This is a genomic window from Streptomyces sp. AMJ-169 (genome assembly GCF_055597585.1).
In genome coordinates this window covers 1-13,774 of the sequence record NZ_JBVLTJ010000021.1, presented here as the reverse complement: position 1 = coordinate 13,774, position 13,774 = coordinate 1, and the positions used below count along the sequence as shown (strand labels likewise).

General features: G+C 71.3%; 16 protein-coding genes. 7 read left to right on the top strand and 9 right to left on the bottom strand.

Annotated elements, in window-relative coordinates; translation table 11 throughout:
* Positions 1 to 179: 179 nt before the first annotated feature.
* Together ACYUD3_RS34995 and ACYUD3_RS34990 are read right to left on the bottom strand one after the other, a co-directional pair.
* Positions 180 to 518 (bottom strand): ArsR/SmtB family transcription factor, encoded by a 339-nt coding sequence (locus ACYUD3_RS34995; protein WP_470979283.1) that lies wholly within the window; start codon positions 516 to 518, stop codon positions 180 to 182.
* Positions 519 to 552: 34 nt separating this feature from the next.
* Positions 553 to 1,008: a MarR family winged helix-turn-helix transcriptional regulator gene (locus ACYUD3_RS34990; RefSeq protein WP_470979506.1), complete on the bottom strand. Its 456-nt coding sequence runs from the start codon at positions 1,006 to 1,008 to the stop codon at positions 553 to 555.
* Positions 1,009 to 1,228: 220 nt separating this feature from the next.
* Here ACYUD3_RS34990 and ACYUD3_RS34985 point away from each other — a divergent pair, with 220 nt between their 5' ends.
* The 3 genes from ACYUD3_RS34985 (at position 1,229) to ACYUD3_RS34975 (ending at position 3,431) form a co-directional block, all read left to right on the top strand.
* A complete protein-coding gene (locus ACYUD3_RS34985; RefSeq protein ID WP_470979280.1) occupies positions 1,229 to 1,999 on the top strand; it encodes a putative protein N(5)-glutamine methyltransferase in 771 nt (256 codons plus the stop codon).
* A 120-nt stretch (positions 2,000 to 2,119) separates the two neighbouring features.
* On the top strand, positions 2,120 to 2,998 hold the full coding sequence (locus tag ACYUD3_RS34980; RefSeq protein WP_470979277.1) for a hypothetical protein: 879 nt from the start codon (positions 2,120 to 2,122) through the stop codon (positions 2,996 to 2,998).
* A gap of 79 nt (positions 2,999 to 3,077) precedes the next feature.
* Positions 3,078 to 3,431 carry a hypothetical protein gene (locus tag ACYUD3_RS34975; RefSeq protein WP_470979503.1) on the top strand — a complete coding sequence of 118 codons (354 nt, stop codon included), beginning with the start codon at positions 3,078 to 3,080 and terminating at the stop codon, positions 3,429 to 3,431.
* A gap of 36 nt (positions 3,432 to 3,467) precedes the next feature.
* On the opposite strand, the gene ACYUD3_RS34970 is transcribed toward ACYUD3_RS34975, so the two are convergent.
* On the bottom strand, positions 3,468 to 3,995 hold the full coding sequence (locus ACYUD3_RS34970) for a hypothetical protein (RefSeq protein ID WP_470979274.1): 528 nt from the start codon (positions 3,993 to 3,995) through the stop codon (positions 3,468 to 3,470).
* Between the two features lie 582 nt (positions 3,996 to 4,577).
* Here ACYUD3_RS34970 and ACYUD3_RS34965 point away from each other — a divergent pair.
* Complete coding sequence (locus ACYUD3_RS34965; protein WP_470979271.1) at positions 4,578 to 5,264, top strand: glycoside hydrolase family 75 protein; 687 nt, start codon at positions 4,578 to 4,580, stop codon at positions 5,262 to 5,264.
* A 74-nt stretch (positions 5,265 to 5,338) separates the two neighbouring features.
* On the opposite strand, the gene ACYUD3_RS34960 is transcribed toward ACYUD3_RS34965, so the two are convergent.
* The 3 genes from ACYUD3_RS34960 to dhaK are packed head-to-tail and all read right to left on the bottom strand — an operon-like array spanning position 5,339 to position 7,368.
* Positions 5,339 to 5,740, bottom strand: a complete 402-nt coding sequence (locus ACYUD3_RS34960) for a PTS-dependent dihydroxyacetone kinase phosphotransferase subunit DhaM (RefSeq protein WP_470979268.1) — start codon at positions 5,738 to 5,740, stop codon at positions 5,339 to 5,341.
* Complete coding sequence (gene dhaL / locus ACYUD3_RS34955; RefSeq protein WP_470979265.1) at positions 5,737 to 6,342, bottom strand: dihydroxyacetone kinase subunit DhaL; 606 nt, start codon at positions 6,340 to 6,342, stop codon at positions 5,737 to 5,739. Before dhaL ends, ACYUD3_RS34960 begins: the two co-directional genes overlap by 4 nt.
* A gap of 33 nt (positions 6,343 to 6,375) precedes the next feature.
* On the bottom strand, positions 6,376 to 7,368 hold the full coding sequence (gene dhaK, locus ACYUD3_RS34950; RefSeq protein WP_470979262.1) for a dihydroxyacetone kinase subunit DhaK: 993 nt from the start codon (positions 7,366 to 7,368) through the stop codon (positions 6,376 to 6,378).
* Positions 7,369 to 7,519: 151 nt separating this feature from the next.
* Between dhaK and ACYUD3_RS34945 the strand changes: the two genes are divergently transcribed.
* The gene (locus ACYUD3_RS34945; RefSeq protein WP_470979259.1) at positions 7,520 to 7,819 is read left to right on the top strand and encodes a YciI family protein; all 300 of its coding nucleotides are present in this window, start codon (positions 7,520 to 7,522) and stop codon (positions 7,817 to 7,819) included.
* Between the two features lie 9 nt (positions 7,820 to 7,828).
* Here the strand turns inward: ACYUD3_RS34945 and ACYUD3_RS34940 are convergent, their stop codons facing one another.
* On the bottom strand, positions 7,829 to 8,317 hold the full coding sequence (locus ACYUD3_RS34940; RefSeq protein WP_470979256.1) for an SRPBCC family protein: 489 nt from the start codon (positions 8,315 to 8,317) through the stop codon (positions 7,829 to 7,831).
* 482 nt (positions 8,318 to 8,799) lie between these two features.
* Between ACYUD3_RS34940 and ACYUD3_RS34935 the strand changes: the two genes are divergently transcribed.
* Together ACYUD3_RS34935 and ACYUD3_RS34930 are read left to right on the top strand one after the other, a co-directional pair.
* Positions 8,800 to 9,477 (top strand): TetR/AcrR family transcriptional regulator, encoded by a 678-nt coding sequence (locus ACYUD3_RS34935; protein WP_470979253.1) that lies wholly within the window; start codon positions 8,800 to 8,802, stop codon positions 9,475 to 9,477.
* 85 nt (positions 9,478 to 9,562) lie between these two features.
* On the top strand, positions 9,563 to 10,741 hold the full coding sequence (locus ACYUD3_RS34930; RefSeq protein ID WP_470979250.1) for an acyl-CoA dehydrogenase family protein: 1,179 nt from the start codon (positions 9,563 to 9,565) through the stop codon (positions 10,739 to 10,741).
* Between the two features lie 88 nt (positions 10,742 to 10,829).
* Here the strand turns inward: ACYUD3_RS34930 and ACYUD3_RS34925 are convergent, their stop codons facing one another.
* The gene (locus ACYUD3_RS34925; protein WP_470979500.1) at positions 10,830 to 10,988 is read right to left on the bottom strand and encodes a DUF6059 family protein; all 159 of its coding nucleotides are present in this window, start codon (positions 10,986 to 10,988) and stop codon (positions 10,830 to 10,832) included.
* A gap of 491 nt (positions 10,989 to 11,479) precedes the next feature.
* Positions 11,480 to 12,655 carry a cytochrome P450 gene (locus ACYUD3_RS34920; protein ID WP_470979497.1) on the bottom strand — a complete coding sequence of 392 codons (1,176 nt, stop codon included), beginning with the start codon at positions 12,653 to 12,655 and terminating at the stop codon, positions 11,480 to 11,482.
* Positions 12,656 to 13,774: the final 1,119 nt, after the last annotated feature.

Here is a 13,774-nt window from a genome sequence, read left to right as displayed (position 1 = left end):
GCGACCGCGCCCCGCGACGCCGGGTGCGCGTGGTCCGAGCATGCCCCACTCGGCGCGGGCGTGAACGGTGGTCGGGCGCGTTGCCAGGTCACGGGGGGCGGGAGGAGGCGCGGGGGCGCACGGTTTCGGCAACCGGGAACGCGTGTACGGGAGTTGAGACCCTCAGCCGTCCCGGGAGGTCAGCCCTTCTCGCCCGCCGCCGCCCCCAGCACCGCCGCCAGCAGCCCCGGGAAGCGCTCCTGCATCTCCTCGCCGCGCAGCGCGTTCATCTTCGCCGTGCCCACGTAGTACTGCCGCAGCACCCCCGCCTCCCGCAACACGTTGAAATGATGCGTGAGCGTCGAGATCGACACCGGCGCCTCGAACGTCCCGCAGCTCAGCTCCCCCTCGGCCGCCGCCAGCTGGCACACCAGCGAACGGCGCACCGGATCGGCGAGCGCCTCCATCAGCTGCTGGAGCGAGACGTCCGCGAGATCGGGGTGCTCTATCGTCCGGGCGGCGGTGCGGGGGCGGGCCACGGTGACTCCTTCGGGGCGCTGCGGTCGGCGGGGATCAGGCCATCGTACGACTGTCATCGAATTCCGCGCCCTCGGTCCACGCGTTGTAACGGACCAGGTACTCGGCGAACCGCTCCAGATCCTCCCGGGGCCACTGCGCGAGCCGCTCGCGAAACGCCGCCCGGCGGCTCTCGGTGACCTGGGCCAGGATGCGCCGCCCGCTGCGGGTCAGCTCCAGCAGCTGCACCCGCAGATCGTCCGGGTCGGGCCGGCGCTCGATCAGCCCCGCCCGCTCCAGCGCCGTGACCTGCCGGCTGACCGTCGACTTGTCGAGCCCGTAGTGCGCGGCCAGATCCGTCGCCCGGCACCCCCCGTTCTCCTCCAGATGCCCCAGCAGCGTGTACGACACCAGCGACAGCTCCGGATGCATCCGCCCGGCCGTCGCTCTGGCCCGGCGGGCGAACGCCGTCATCTCACGCTGGATGGTCTCCACGGCCTCGGCCGACGTCACGGTCACCGGTCCTCCTTCACCTCTCGTTGCACAGTACAACCGGGTATCGGGGGCGCGCCCACCGGGCGTTGGGATAGGGTGACCGCTCAAGTGCAAGGAAGCCGGAGTCGAGGAGGTGGGACCCATCACCGCGGTGTCATCACAGGTGCTCCCCTCCGCCCGCGCGGGCCGCAGGCCGTAGGCGAGCGCCACACGCTCCCCGAAAGGCCCCGCCCCACCCATGTCGTTCCCCGAGACCGTCGTCTCCCTGCTGCGCTCCGCCGGCTGCGTCTTCGCCGAGGACGAGGCCGCCCTGATCCTCGAAACCGCCCGCACCCCGGCCGAGGCCGCCGCCCTCGCCGCCCGCCGCGCCGCCGGCGAACCCCTCGAAGTCGTCGTCGGCTGGGCCGAGTTCCACGGCCTGCGCGTCCTCGTCGCCCCCGGCGTCTTCGTCCCCCGCCGGCGCACCGAGTTCCTCGTCGAACAGGCCCTCGCCACCGCGCCGGACGCCACCCTCGCCGTCGACCTGTGCTGCGGCTCGGGCGCCGTCGGCGCGGCCCTCGCCTCCGCCCTGCACCCGCTCGAACTGCACGCCGCCGACGTCGACCCGGCCGCCGTGACCTGCGCCCGCCGCAACCTGGAACCGCTCGGCGCCCAGGTCCACCACGGCGACCTGTACGACGCCCTGCCCCCGCGCCTGCGCGGACGCGTCGGCATCCTCGCCGCGAACGTCCCCTACGTCCCCACCGGAGAGGTCGCCCTCCTCCCGCCCGAGGCCCGCGACCACGAACCGCTCACCGCCCTCGACGGCGGCACCGACGGCCTCGACGTCCTGCGCCGCGTCACCGCCGCCGCCCCGCAGTGGCTCGCCCCCGGCGGCTGCCTCCTCGTCGAGACCAGCGAACGCCAGACCCCGGCGGCCGTCGAGGAGTTCCACCGCGCGAGGCTCACGACCCGGGTGGCGTACGACGAGGAGCGGTACGCGCACGTCGTGGTGGGGGTGCTGGGATAGCGGCTGAACCCAACTCGCTTTCCCCGTTCGCCTGTTGGCCATGGAGTCGGTCTGTACACGCCACCGCCGAGCCGACACACTGGTCCGCCGAACCCCCTCCCTACCCAGGAGTAGGCCCTCATGCCCGTGCGCCCCACCCGCGCCGCCCGCGTCCGTGCCGCCCTGCTGACGTTCGCCACCGCCGCGGCCCTCGCACTGCTCCCCGCACTCCCCGCGTCGGCCGCCGACACCTGGACCGAGATCGGCTCCGACCGCGCCGACCCGCTGACCGAGAGCCAGGGCCTGGCCTCCGTCGAGGTCCCCGCGAACAGCCCCAACCGCTACACCGGCATCGGCACCATCCCGCTGAGCGTCGGCATCCGGGGCTGGAACCACGTCGGCGACCCCGACGCCGCCTACGACGGCACCTACATCGAGCCCTACCAGCGCGACTCCGGCGCCGCCAAGATGTTCCGCGTCCAGTCGCCCGGCGGCGCCTGGTCCGAGTACGTCCACGCGCTCGGCTCCGGCGAGGCCCTCAACAACTCCTGGGTGGCGATCTCACCCGACGGCCAGTGGATGCTCGCGGGGGAGTGGGGCACCATGACCCGCTTCCTGGTCTTCCCGACCCCGGGCATCAACCCCGCCACGTCCCCGTCGGCGAACCTCCCCTGGGTGACCACCGTCAACCTCGACCACCCCGTACGTGACGTCCAGGGCTGCGACTTCTCCGGCCCGACGACCCTCCTGTGCGCCTCGGACGACCCCGCCGGCACCCTCTTCGGCATGACCAAGCCACTCCTCCAGGTCGACCTCTCGGCCCAGGTCAGCGGTACCTCGAACGTGACGGGACATGTGACCGCCCTGCGCCAGCTGCCCCTGCGCAGCGGCTGCTCCGGCACCTTCGAGGTCGAGGGCATCGACTACGACCGCCGCACCGGCACCCTGCGCGTGATCGTCATCTCACCCGGCATCTGCGTGCTCACCGACAGCAAGACCTACCGCTTCACGAAGAGCTAGCCGCGCCGCGCGGTGGTTCCCTGGTGGTGTGGCGCGGTACGCGTGACCGCGCCACCCGTCCAGGAGAGAAGTGATCACGATGCACGAGGAGCCCGTCTCCGTCGAGATCGGCGGATGCAGCGAGGAAGACGCCCGGGTCGTGTTCGACACGCTGTGCGCGTGCTTCGCGTCCGACCGGGGCGTGGACGACGTACCGCGCCGGCTGCACGAGACACGGCCCATGGTCTGGCTCGGCACCTTCGAGGTCACCGACGCCCACAGCTGCCCGCCGCCCGCCAGACTCACCGCGACCGTCGAGGCCGACGCGCAGGGCGGCTACTGGGCCGTGGAACGGCTGCGCTCGACCCTCGACTCCCTGTTCACGGTGCGAGACCTGGCCGGGGCCTCGGGGGACCAGGAACGGGAACTGCATGTACTGCTGGCGAACCGGTGACCTGAGGGCGGGCGGCTGAGCTGCGGAAGCGGCCGGCTAGAGCCGGTACGGCCGCCTGCGCCGGCGCAGGAACCAGGCCGCCGACAGCACCCCCGCCCCGGTCAGCGCCCCGCCCGCCGCGAGGGTGAGCGGACCGTAACTCTGGACGGTGCCCCCGAGACCGCCCAGGACCCCCCGGGTCGGAGTGGACGTCGCCGAGATCCTCGGGGTGACGTTCCTGCCGGAGGCGATCACCGTCTGGGTCCCCGCGTTCGTGCCGTTCGCGCAGCGCACCATCACCGTGTACGTGCCCTGGCTGACGCTGTTCCAGGCCGCCGACTGGCTGACCGTCGTCCCCGACAGCGTGATCTGCCGGCCCTGGCCGAAGCTCGTCTGGCTGCTGGTCAGCAGGGAGGCGGTGCCGTAGGCGCCGTTCACCTGGGTGGTGCAGGTGCTCGTCACCACCGACACCGTGGACCCCGTCGTGCTCACCGAGATCCCGGCGGCGAAGGCCGGCCCGGCGGCGAGCAGCCCGGCGCCGGCCGCCGCGGCGGTCGAGCGGAGCAGAAGCTGGGTAGTGCGCATCGCTGCCCTCCCGGCGGCACGGTCGGCGGCACACGCCGCCGCGGGTCGGGTACGCCCGCACCACCTCCGCCGAGCCAACGCGCCCCGGCCCCGGCCCGCACCCCGGCCGCCGCCGGGCAGGTGACGGATTCCATCGGACGGCGCAAGAAGAACAAGGAGGAGGGGCCGGGCGCGGGGTGAAGGGGGCCGGACATGGGCCGCCGCGGGCGTTACGTACGCTGAAACCCTTCACGGCCGAACTCCCTTTCACAGGTCGGCAGTTCGTGCCGACGGCGCGGATTCGCTGTCGTCGCTGATGCCGCGCCGGCACAGGAGGCAGGGCGGCCGGGGCCACGCCGGTTCCGGCCCCCGCCCGCTGCCCCGGCAGCAGAAACGCCCCGGCACCGGAAACCTGCCGAGGCGCCGGAAACCCCGCCCCGCCACCGGAAACCCGCCGCACCCCAGAAACCTGCCGAACCGTCAGAGACGGTACCCCCCAGGCCGGATGCCCGTTCGGCCCCCTCGGAATGGCCGGGTCCTGCACCGCCCCCCAGGGTGAGCTGAGTGTCCGTCAAAGTCCCCCAGGGAAGAGGGTTTCCCCGCGTGCGTCCCCAGTCGCTGACCCTGGCCGTGGCTAGCCTCGCCCTGCTGGCCCCGACCACTCCCGCCGCTCCCCGGACCCCGGCCGACCTGCCGCACGGCACCGAAGTGAGCGCGGCCGACCTGCTGGCCCGCGTCCGGGAGTGCGCCCCCCTCTCCCACGGCCGCTACCGCACGGACGACGGCGCGCCCCGCACGGTCCCCGTCTGCGCCGCCCAGGGCGCCGTCTTCTGGAAGGCCGACCTCGACATCGACTGCGACGGCCGTCCGAGCCGGCACTGCAACCGGCGCACCGACCCCCTCTTCACGCCCACCACCGCCTACCAGCAGTCCGACGGCCGCCCGCTGAGCGCGGAAGAGCTGCCCTACATCGTCGTACCGGACAAGAGCCGTGTGTGGGACCACGACAAGGACGGGGTGCACGGCGGTTCGATCGCGGCCGTGGTCTACGGGGACAAGGTGAGCTACGCGGTCGTCGGCGACGTCGGCCCCGCCGACCTCATCGGCGAGGCCTCCTACGCCGCCGCCGAGTCCCTCGGCATCCCCGCCGACCCGCGCGGCGGCGGGGTCGACTCAGGGGTGACGTACATCGTCTTCAAGGACTCGCGCGCCGAGCCGATCGAGGACCGGGCGGCGACTGCGGCGGTGGGGGAGCGGCTGGCGCGGATGTTCGTGCGCGAGGCCAAGTGAGCCCGCGTGACGGCGAGTTGTGCCGTACCGCCGACCAGCCGCCGTCCACCGGCAGCACCACCCCATTGATGAACTCAGACCTTCCGGTAGCCGTACGCCTCTTGAGCGGCCCGCTCCACCGCCGTGAGGTCCGCCCCCGCCGACGCCGTCACGGCCGCGGCGATGGCCCCCTCCAGGAACGGGGCGTCCAACAGCCGTGTCCCGGCCGGGAGTTCCTCGTCCTCCAGCAACGCCTTGACGGTGAGCACGGAACTCCCCAGATCCGCGAGGACGGCGACCCCCGCACCCCGGTCCGCCGCCCGCGCCGCCGCCACTATCAGCTCGGCACTGGTCCCCAGCCCGCCCTCGGGATCACCCCCGGCCGCGACCACGGGCACCGCCGAGGCACCGCCGGTCAGCTGCACGGCCAGCTCGGCGACGGCCACCGCGACGGCGGAGCTGTGCGAGACGAGAACTATGCCCACGAGGTCCGTCACGACAGCCCACCCCCGGCTCCGGCCAGCGCGCCGACCAGCAACGCCGCCGACGTAGCCCCCGGATCCTGATGCCCGACACTGCGCTCACCGAGATAGCTCGCGCGCCCCTTGCGCGCCCGCAACGGAATCGTCGCCAGCGCCCCCTCCTCGGCCGCCGCGCCCGCCGCCGCGAACCCGGCGTCCAGCGCCTCGACGGCCGGCACCAGCGCGTCGATCATCGTCTTGTCGCCCGGCACCGCCCCGCCCAGCCGCATCACCGCCTCCACCCCGGCCCGCAGCGCGCCGGCGAACTCCGCCTCGCTCACCTCGGGCGCGTTCCCGAGAGCCTTGCCGGCAGCGCGCAGCAGCGTCCCGTACAGCGGACCCGAGGCCCCGCCGACGGTGGAGATCAACTGCCGCCCGGCGAGCTGGAGCACCGCCCCCGGTGTCGTAGGCGGATCCTTCTCCAGGGCGGCGGACACGGCCGTGAAACCGCGCCGCAGATTACTGCCGTGGTCGGCGTCGCCGATCGGCGAGTCGAGCTCGGTCAGCCGGTCCGCCTCACGGTCCACGGAGACGGCGGCCACGGTCAGCCAGCGGCGGAAGAAATCGGCGTCGAGCACAGCAACTCCAAGAGGGACGAGTGACGGGTGGACTCACATGCCCCAGCGCAGGGCGGCCGTCTTCACCGGCGCGTCCCACAGCCGCAGCAACTCCTCGTCGATCTCACACAGGGTGACCGAGGCCCCCGCCATGTCGAGGGACGTCACATAGTTCCCGACCAGCGTGCGCGCCACGGCCACCCCCCGCTCGCCGAGCACCCGCCGCACCTCCGCGTGGAACCCGTACAGCTCCAGCAACGGCGTCGCCCCCATCCCGTTGACCAGCACCAGCACCGGATTGCGCGGCGCGATGTCGTCGAGGATCGCGTGGACGGCGACGTCGGCGATCTCCCGGGACGTCATCATCGGCCGCCGCTCCCGCCCCGGCTCGCCATGGATACCGACACCCAGCTCCAGCTCACCCGGCGGCAGATCGAACGTCGGGCTGCCCTTCGCCGGGGTCGTGCACGCGCTCAACGCGACCCCGAAACTGCGCGAAGCGGCGTTGACCCGCCGCGCGACCGCCTCGACCCGCTCCAGCGGCTGCCCCTCGTCGGCCGCCGCGCCCGCGATCTTCTCCACGAACAGCGTCGCCCCGGTCCCGCGCCGCCCCGCCGTGTACAGGCTGTCGGTCACCGCCACATCGTCGTCGACCAGCACCTTCGCCACCTGAATACCCTCGTCCTCGGCCAGCTCGGCGGCCATGTCGAAGTTCAGGACGTCCCCGGTGTAGTTCTTCACGACGAACAGCACCCCGGCCCCGCTGTCCACGGCCGCCGCCGCCCGCACCATCTGATCCGGCACCGGCGACGTGAACACCTCACCCGGACAGGCCGCCGACAGCATCCCCGGCCCGACGAACCCGCCGTGCAGCGGCTCGTGCCCCGACCCGCCCCCGGAGACCAGCCCCACCTTCCCGGCCACCGGAGCGTCCCGCCGCACGATCACCCGGTTGTCGACGTCCACGACCAGCTCGGGATGCGCGGCGGCCATCCCCCGCAGCGCGTCGGCGACCACCGTCTCCGGCACGTTGATGAGCATCTTCACGGTGTCCTCCTGAAGACCGGCCCGGGCAGGCCGTGACCTGCCGGCCGCCTGTTCGCGTCTGGCCCCTCGATTATGGATCTCCCCGGCACCGGGCGGTACCTTGCTGGCGCCGGACCAGCAAGACCGACCCCCGCCGACAGGAGCCCCACCCGTGCCGCACTTCGCCCTCGTCTACACCTACACCGACGACACCGACCTCGTCACCGCCCACCGCCCCGCCCACCGCGCCTACCTCGACACCCTCCTGGCCAGCGGCGAACTCGTCGTCGCCGGCCCCCTCGCGGACCCGGGCCCGGCCGGCGGCCTCCTCGTCTTTGACGTCCCCTCCGCCGACCGGGTCGCGGAACTCGCCGACAAGGACCCCTTCCAGACCGAAGGCGTCGTGGCCGACCGCAGGATCAACGCCTGGACGGTCGTCTTCGGCGCGGACGTCTTCCCCGAGGCCCGCTGACCCCCGAGCTCAGGCCTGCGGCTTCTCCACCGTCCGCGCCAGAATCCCCAGCGTCGCCCTGAGCGCCGACTCCTGGAGAATCGGGAACACACCGGCCGAACGGTAGCGCTCGTGGATCTGGCTCCAGTCGTAGTACGACGTGACGAGCGTGCCGGTCTCCGAGGGCTTCAGCAGGTACCCGTAGTGGTGGTTGACGTCCGGCTTGAACGTCCCGGACGTCGGCGTCCACTCGATCAGGGTGTCCTGCTCGAAGCGGGTGATCTCGACCGTCACGTCGTACCGCCCCATCGGCCGGTCACCCAGCGACTCCCGGTCCATGTGCACGACGAACGAGTCCCCGGCCGCCCGCACCCGCTCCCCGTCCGCCGCCTGGAGCATCCCCGAACTGTCGATCGCCACATGCCCCTCGGGCTCGCACAGCAACGCGAAGATCCGGCCCGGCGACGCCGCGACCTCCCGGCTGACCTCGAACCGCTCCACACCCTCAGCTGCTGCCATGGCCCGCGTCTCCCTGCGTCCTGTTGGTCATGATCGTCGTGCGGAATCCTAGTGTCCGTTTTAATTCTCAACTGTCGCGGGGGTGTCTTCCGGCCGCTGCCGTCAGGGTGTACGGCTCCCGCAGCCGCGGGGAAGGCGAGCGCCACCAACGGCCCGGTACCGGCGCGGAGTTCGACGAGAGGGGCCGGCGGCCTCGGAGAGGGCGGTTTCCGAGGCGCCGCCGGACCCCTCCCGACGGAGGCCGGCGGACGATCCGGAAAGGGCGGATTCCGCATCGGATCCGCCGGCCCTGTCCGCAGCATTTCCCGTTCCCCCGCCGACAACACCTCCAGATGGCCCAAGCGCAACAGCACATCTCCGACCAGCCCGGAAAGGACGGCCACGAGCCGACCGAGGACCACACGCGCACCGCGCCCCGCCTCGCGTCTGATATTGGATACGTTGTTGTTGTTATGGTGCGCGGCGAGGAGGTGGAACACCCGATGGCAGCAGGCGCAGACGCGGCATCCCCCAGACGTTCCCCAGGACGCCCTCCCGTCCCCCTGGAACGCATCGTGGCGACCGCCCTCCGGCTTGTGGACGAGGAGGGCGCCGACGCCTTGTCGATGCGGACGCTGGCCCAGCGTCTGGGTTCGGGTACGGCGACGTTGTACCGGCATTTCGACAACCGCGCGGCGCTGGTCGCCCATGTCGTGGACCGCATGTTCGCCGAGATCCGGCTGGACGGCGCCGAACTGCGGGCGTTGGGCTGGCAGGGGGCGCTGCGGACGGCCGCGCACGCGATGTCCGCCGCGCTGGCCGGGCACCGCAACGCGGCCCGCCTGCTGGCGGAACAGATCCCGCCGGGCCCGAACGCGCTGGCGCTGCGGGAGCACTGCGTCGGAGTCCTCCTGGAGGCAGGCTTCCCGCCGCGCACGGCCGGGCACGCGTACGCGGCCCTGTCCCGTTACGTCCTCGGGTTCGCCATACAGATCGGGACGGACTCAGACGGGCCGGGGACGGCCGACGGCACGAACCCGGAACTGGCCACCACCGCAGCCGCGCTCCCACTGAAGGAGGAGTTCTCCTTCGGCCTCGACCTCCTCCTCGACGGCTTGGCCCGGCTCCACGACGCCCGGCTGGACGACGCCGGGTCCCGCGAGTCCTGGCCTCAGGCATGACCAGCCGCCGGAGCGCCCGCCCCCGGCGAAGACCGGACAGCAGACCCGAGCCGCTCACCCCAGGATCCCCCTGTAGGAGCCGCACATGACCACCCCCACGACCACTGAACTCCTCGCCCGCGTCACCGAGTTGAAACCCCTCCTCACCGAACACGCGCCCCATGCCGACACCCGGCGCCACCTCTGCGACGAGGTCGTCTCCGCCCTCACCGAGGCGGGCATGTTCCGCCTGGCCACCCCCACCCGCCTCGGCGGCTACGAGTCCCCGGTACGCACCTGGCTGGACGTCACCTCGGCGATCGCCGAGGCCGACGCCAGCGCGGCCTGGGTGACTACGATCTACAACACCCACGGTTTCCTCCTCGGTCTCTGTCCCGAAGAGGCGCAGGAGGAGATCCACACCACGACGTCGGACCCGTTGTTGTGCGGGGTTCTGGCGCCGACGGCCCGCAGCCGGAGGGTCGGGGGCGGCTGGCGGGTCAGCGGCCGCTGGTATTACGCCTCCGGTTCCCGCCACGCGACCTGGGCCTGCCTCGGCATCCCTCTGACGGACGAGGCCGGCGAAACCGCCGGCCAGGCGGTCGCGTTCGTCCCGCGCCCGGAGTTCACGGTCGAGGACACCTGGTTCACCACCGGCATGCGCGCCACCGGCAGCAACTGCGTGGTCGCCGAGGACGTCTTCGTCCCCCGGCACCGGGTCACGTCGGTCACGGCGGCCCTGGCGGGCGGGAACGTCGGGGCACATCCCGAGAGCGCCCTGTACCGCTCCAACCTGGGTTCCGTCCTCGCCCTCACCCTGACCTCCGCCCACCTGGGCATGGCGAGAGCCGCACTGAGCCTCGTCCGCGGGAGAGCCGCGACAAAAGCGATCCCCTACACGATCCACACCCGCCAGGCCGACTCGGCCGCGTTCCAGCTCCAGCTCGCCGAAGCCGCCCTGCGCATCGACACCGCGCACCTGCACGCCTACCGCGCGGCCGACGACATCGACCGCGCGGCGGCCCGAGCCGAACACCTGAGCATGTTCGAACGGGCACGGGTACGGGCGGACGCCGGATACGTGGCCGAAAACATCTGCACAGCCCTGCAAACCCTGCTCAACGCCCACGGCGCGGCAAGCTTCGCGGAAAAACACCCACTGCAACGCATCTGGCGGGACGCCAACACCGCGGCCCGCCACGGCGGAATCGCCTCGGCCGTCGGCTACGAGGCCTTCGGCCAGGTCCTCGCGGGGGTGGACCAGACGCTCACCCCGCTGCTCTGACCCACCACCGGCCCTGCTCCCCACAAGAACAGGGCCGCACAGTCACCTCCTTACGCCCGCACAAGGCAACGACTCCCCGCCCCCGCCTTCACCGCAACTGTGCCCACAACCCTTCTTCTTCGGGCAGCATGGGCACGTCTCCCGCGATCCGCTCAGGATGCCCGACCCCGGGCCCTTGCGCATCGGGCGCCTCGGGCGCCTCCAGTACCCCGGGCGGCACAGCCGAGCCAAGCGCCAGTGCCCCCATCACCTGAGCCCCCACCACCAGATTCCGCCCGAAGGCCCGCACACCCCGCCCACACCACGCCAACAACCGCCGCACCACGCTCTCCTTCACTCCCAGAACCAGGACACCTCACCCTGGGGGAAATCCCTCAACCGCTACTGGAAGACGAATCCAACGGCGCCGGCTCAAGCCGGACGGCCTGCACCATGGAGCCAGCCGAGTGGATCGGTCCGGCGGCGGACCCGAACGAGCCGACCCGCTCGCGCCGTCGCTGACCTGACGGAACATCAGCTTAGCTGTAGAGAAAGGAAGTTGGTCGCCGTGGAGCGGAGGAGAAGTAGTGGAGCCTGAGGAAATCCGAAAGCCGACTGGAACGCGATCCGAAGGCTGTCGTCGCCTAATTGACGTTGTGTCAATTAGATTGCGGAGCAGGGAAATTTCCCGCCGCGTCAGGAATTCACGCCCTCCGATTCCCGGGTCTGGATGCCGTGGCGGGTCAGGTCGGAGTCCGGTCAGGCCGGCCGGTCCCACCGTACGTACAGGGCGGTGGGTTTGCGGAAGACCAGCCCGTGCGGGGCGGCGGAGTGGTCGGGGTCGAGTCGCAGGCCGGGAAGACGTTCGAACAGGCGCTGGAGAGCTATGCGGGCTTCCAGCCGGGCGAGATGGGCGGCGAGGCAGTAGTGCGGTCCGTGCGCGAAGGCCAGTTGCAGACGTGAGTTCTCGCGGCGGATGTCGAACCGGTCCGGGTCGTCGTACACGGCCGGGTCGCGGTTGGCCCCCGCCAGGGAGACGGTGACGAGATCACCGCGGCGGATCGCGGCCGTGCCGAGGACGGTGTCCCGGGTGGCGTAGCGGTCCACGACAGCCGCACCGGGTTCGAGGCGCAAAGACTCCTCGATCGCACCGTCCAGCAGCTCCGTGTCAGCCTTCACCAGAGCGAGTTGGTCAGGGTGCCGCAGCAGGTGCAGGAGCGCGTTGGTGATCATCGCCTCGGTGGTCTCGATGCCTCCGAACATCAGCACCGCGGCGTTCGACGCCACTTCGGACACCGCGAGCTGTCCGGCGGCCGAGCCGAGGAGGGAGGAGACGTTCCGGTCGGCGACGGTGACTTCCACCGCGCGGCGCAGCTGCGCGTACGCCTCGATGCCCGCAGGTCCGGCTTCCTGGCCCGCGGTGATGTCCGCGACCGACTGCACGATGGAGTCGTACCAGGCGAGCACCGTGTCCACGGTGGCGCCGGCCAGCCCCAGGGCCTCGGTCACGACAGCGGCCGCGAGAGGTCCGGCGAAGGCGCGTCGCAGGTCGGCGGCGCCCGTCGGCGGCAGCGCGGCGATGAGCCGGCCGGTCTCCTGCTCGATGAACGGGGCGAAACCGTCCCGCACGGCCCGGGGGCGGAAGGGAGCGGTGAAGGGCTCGCGGTGCCGGGTGTGATGGTCCCCGTCGAGAGACAGCATGCTGGGGCCGACGACCTGCCCCGTGGAGAAGCGGGGGTCGTCCACGGTGAAGGTCTCTGCGTCCTTCATCACGCTCAGCGCGAGGTCACGACGGGTCACCAGCCAGCCGCCCAGCTCAGGGAGCCAGGACACCGGCTCCTGCGCACGGAGCAGAGCCAGTCGCGCGTGCGGGTCCCGGGTGAGTTCGGCGAGCGTGGTCCCGGCTCCGAGCGGATAGGAGTCGGCAACGCTCATGGCGTCCTGGCCTGTCAGGGAGTGAACGGTCACACCGCCGACAGTAACAACGGCCCGCAGCCAGGAGACAGCGGGCGAACTGCGGTGTCCGTACCGGAGCCGGCTACGCGGTCCTGCCTCAATTCCCTTTCCCCGTGGCGGACTTGAGACGCTATCGACGATCTGAACGAGCCCTCGGTGAAGCCCTCTCGCGGCTCACTTTGTTAATGAACATGTCGTAATCTTGTTCTTTAGCGGGTGCCCCTCCTCCTCGGCCCCCTACGCGCGACCCGGTGACACCGTCCACCTCTCCGAGATGTTCCGCCTCGTACGCGGCACCCAGCACATCCACCGCGACCGTCTCGCCCTGCACATCCACGACGGCGCGTTCCTCACCGCCTGCCACCCCTTGCACCGGCGAGCTGCTGTCCACCGTGAAGTTCACGGTCCAGACCCTTGCCGCCGGTGAACTCCAACGTGACCTCGCCTACGACGGACTGCGCGCCGCCAAGGCCAAGGGCAACAAAGGCGGACGCCGCCCCGCCTGACCTGACCGACGACGTACGCACCGCGCACCTGGATGCGCGTCACCGCCACCCCGCCGCGAGTACGAGAACCGAGTCAGCGCACTCACGCCCCGACCGTGATCATTCTCAGCGCCAACCGCTGTACCAGCCCTGAAGGCGGACAAGCGCACCCCTATCTGTTACGGAGAGCTACTTGTCACTTCATGGCAGCTTCGGGAGGACAAAGCCGAAAACGCGAGGCCATGCTGGCTTGCAGCCAGCTGTTTTTAGGAATTCACGGAGTGAATTCCGTGCCTGGATCGCGGAGCGATCCGAGGCCGCTGTCACGGATAAGCACGTGCCAATTGGGCTGTGGAGTAAGGTAGTTGCCCGCCGCGTAGCGGCGGCGCGTCGTGTCCGCGGAGATAATGGTGTGATAGCAGTTCGGAAAAATGTGAGAGCCGGCGGGGGAGACGTGAGTAGGGGTGTGTAATTCGATTGATTGGAAGACTTCTTAAGAAATCCGAAGATGACCGAAAACGCGAGGCGGTGCTGGCCTGTAGCTAGCTGTTTTTAGGAATTCACGGAGTGAATTCCGTGCCTGGATCGCGGAGCGATCCGAGGCCGCTGTCAC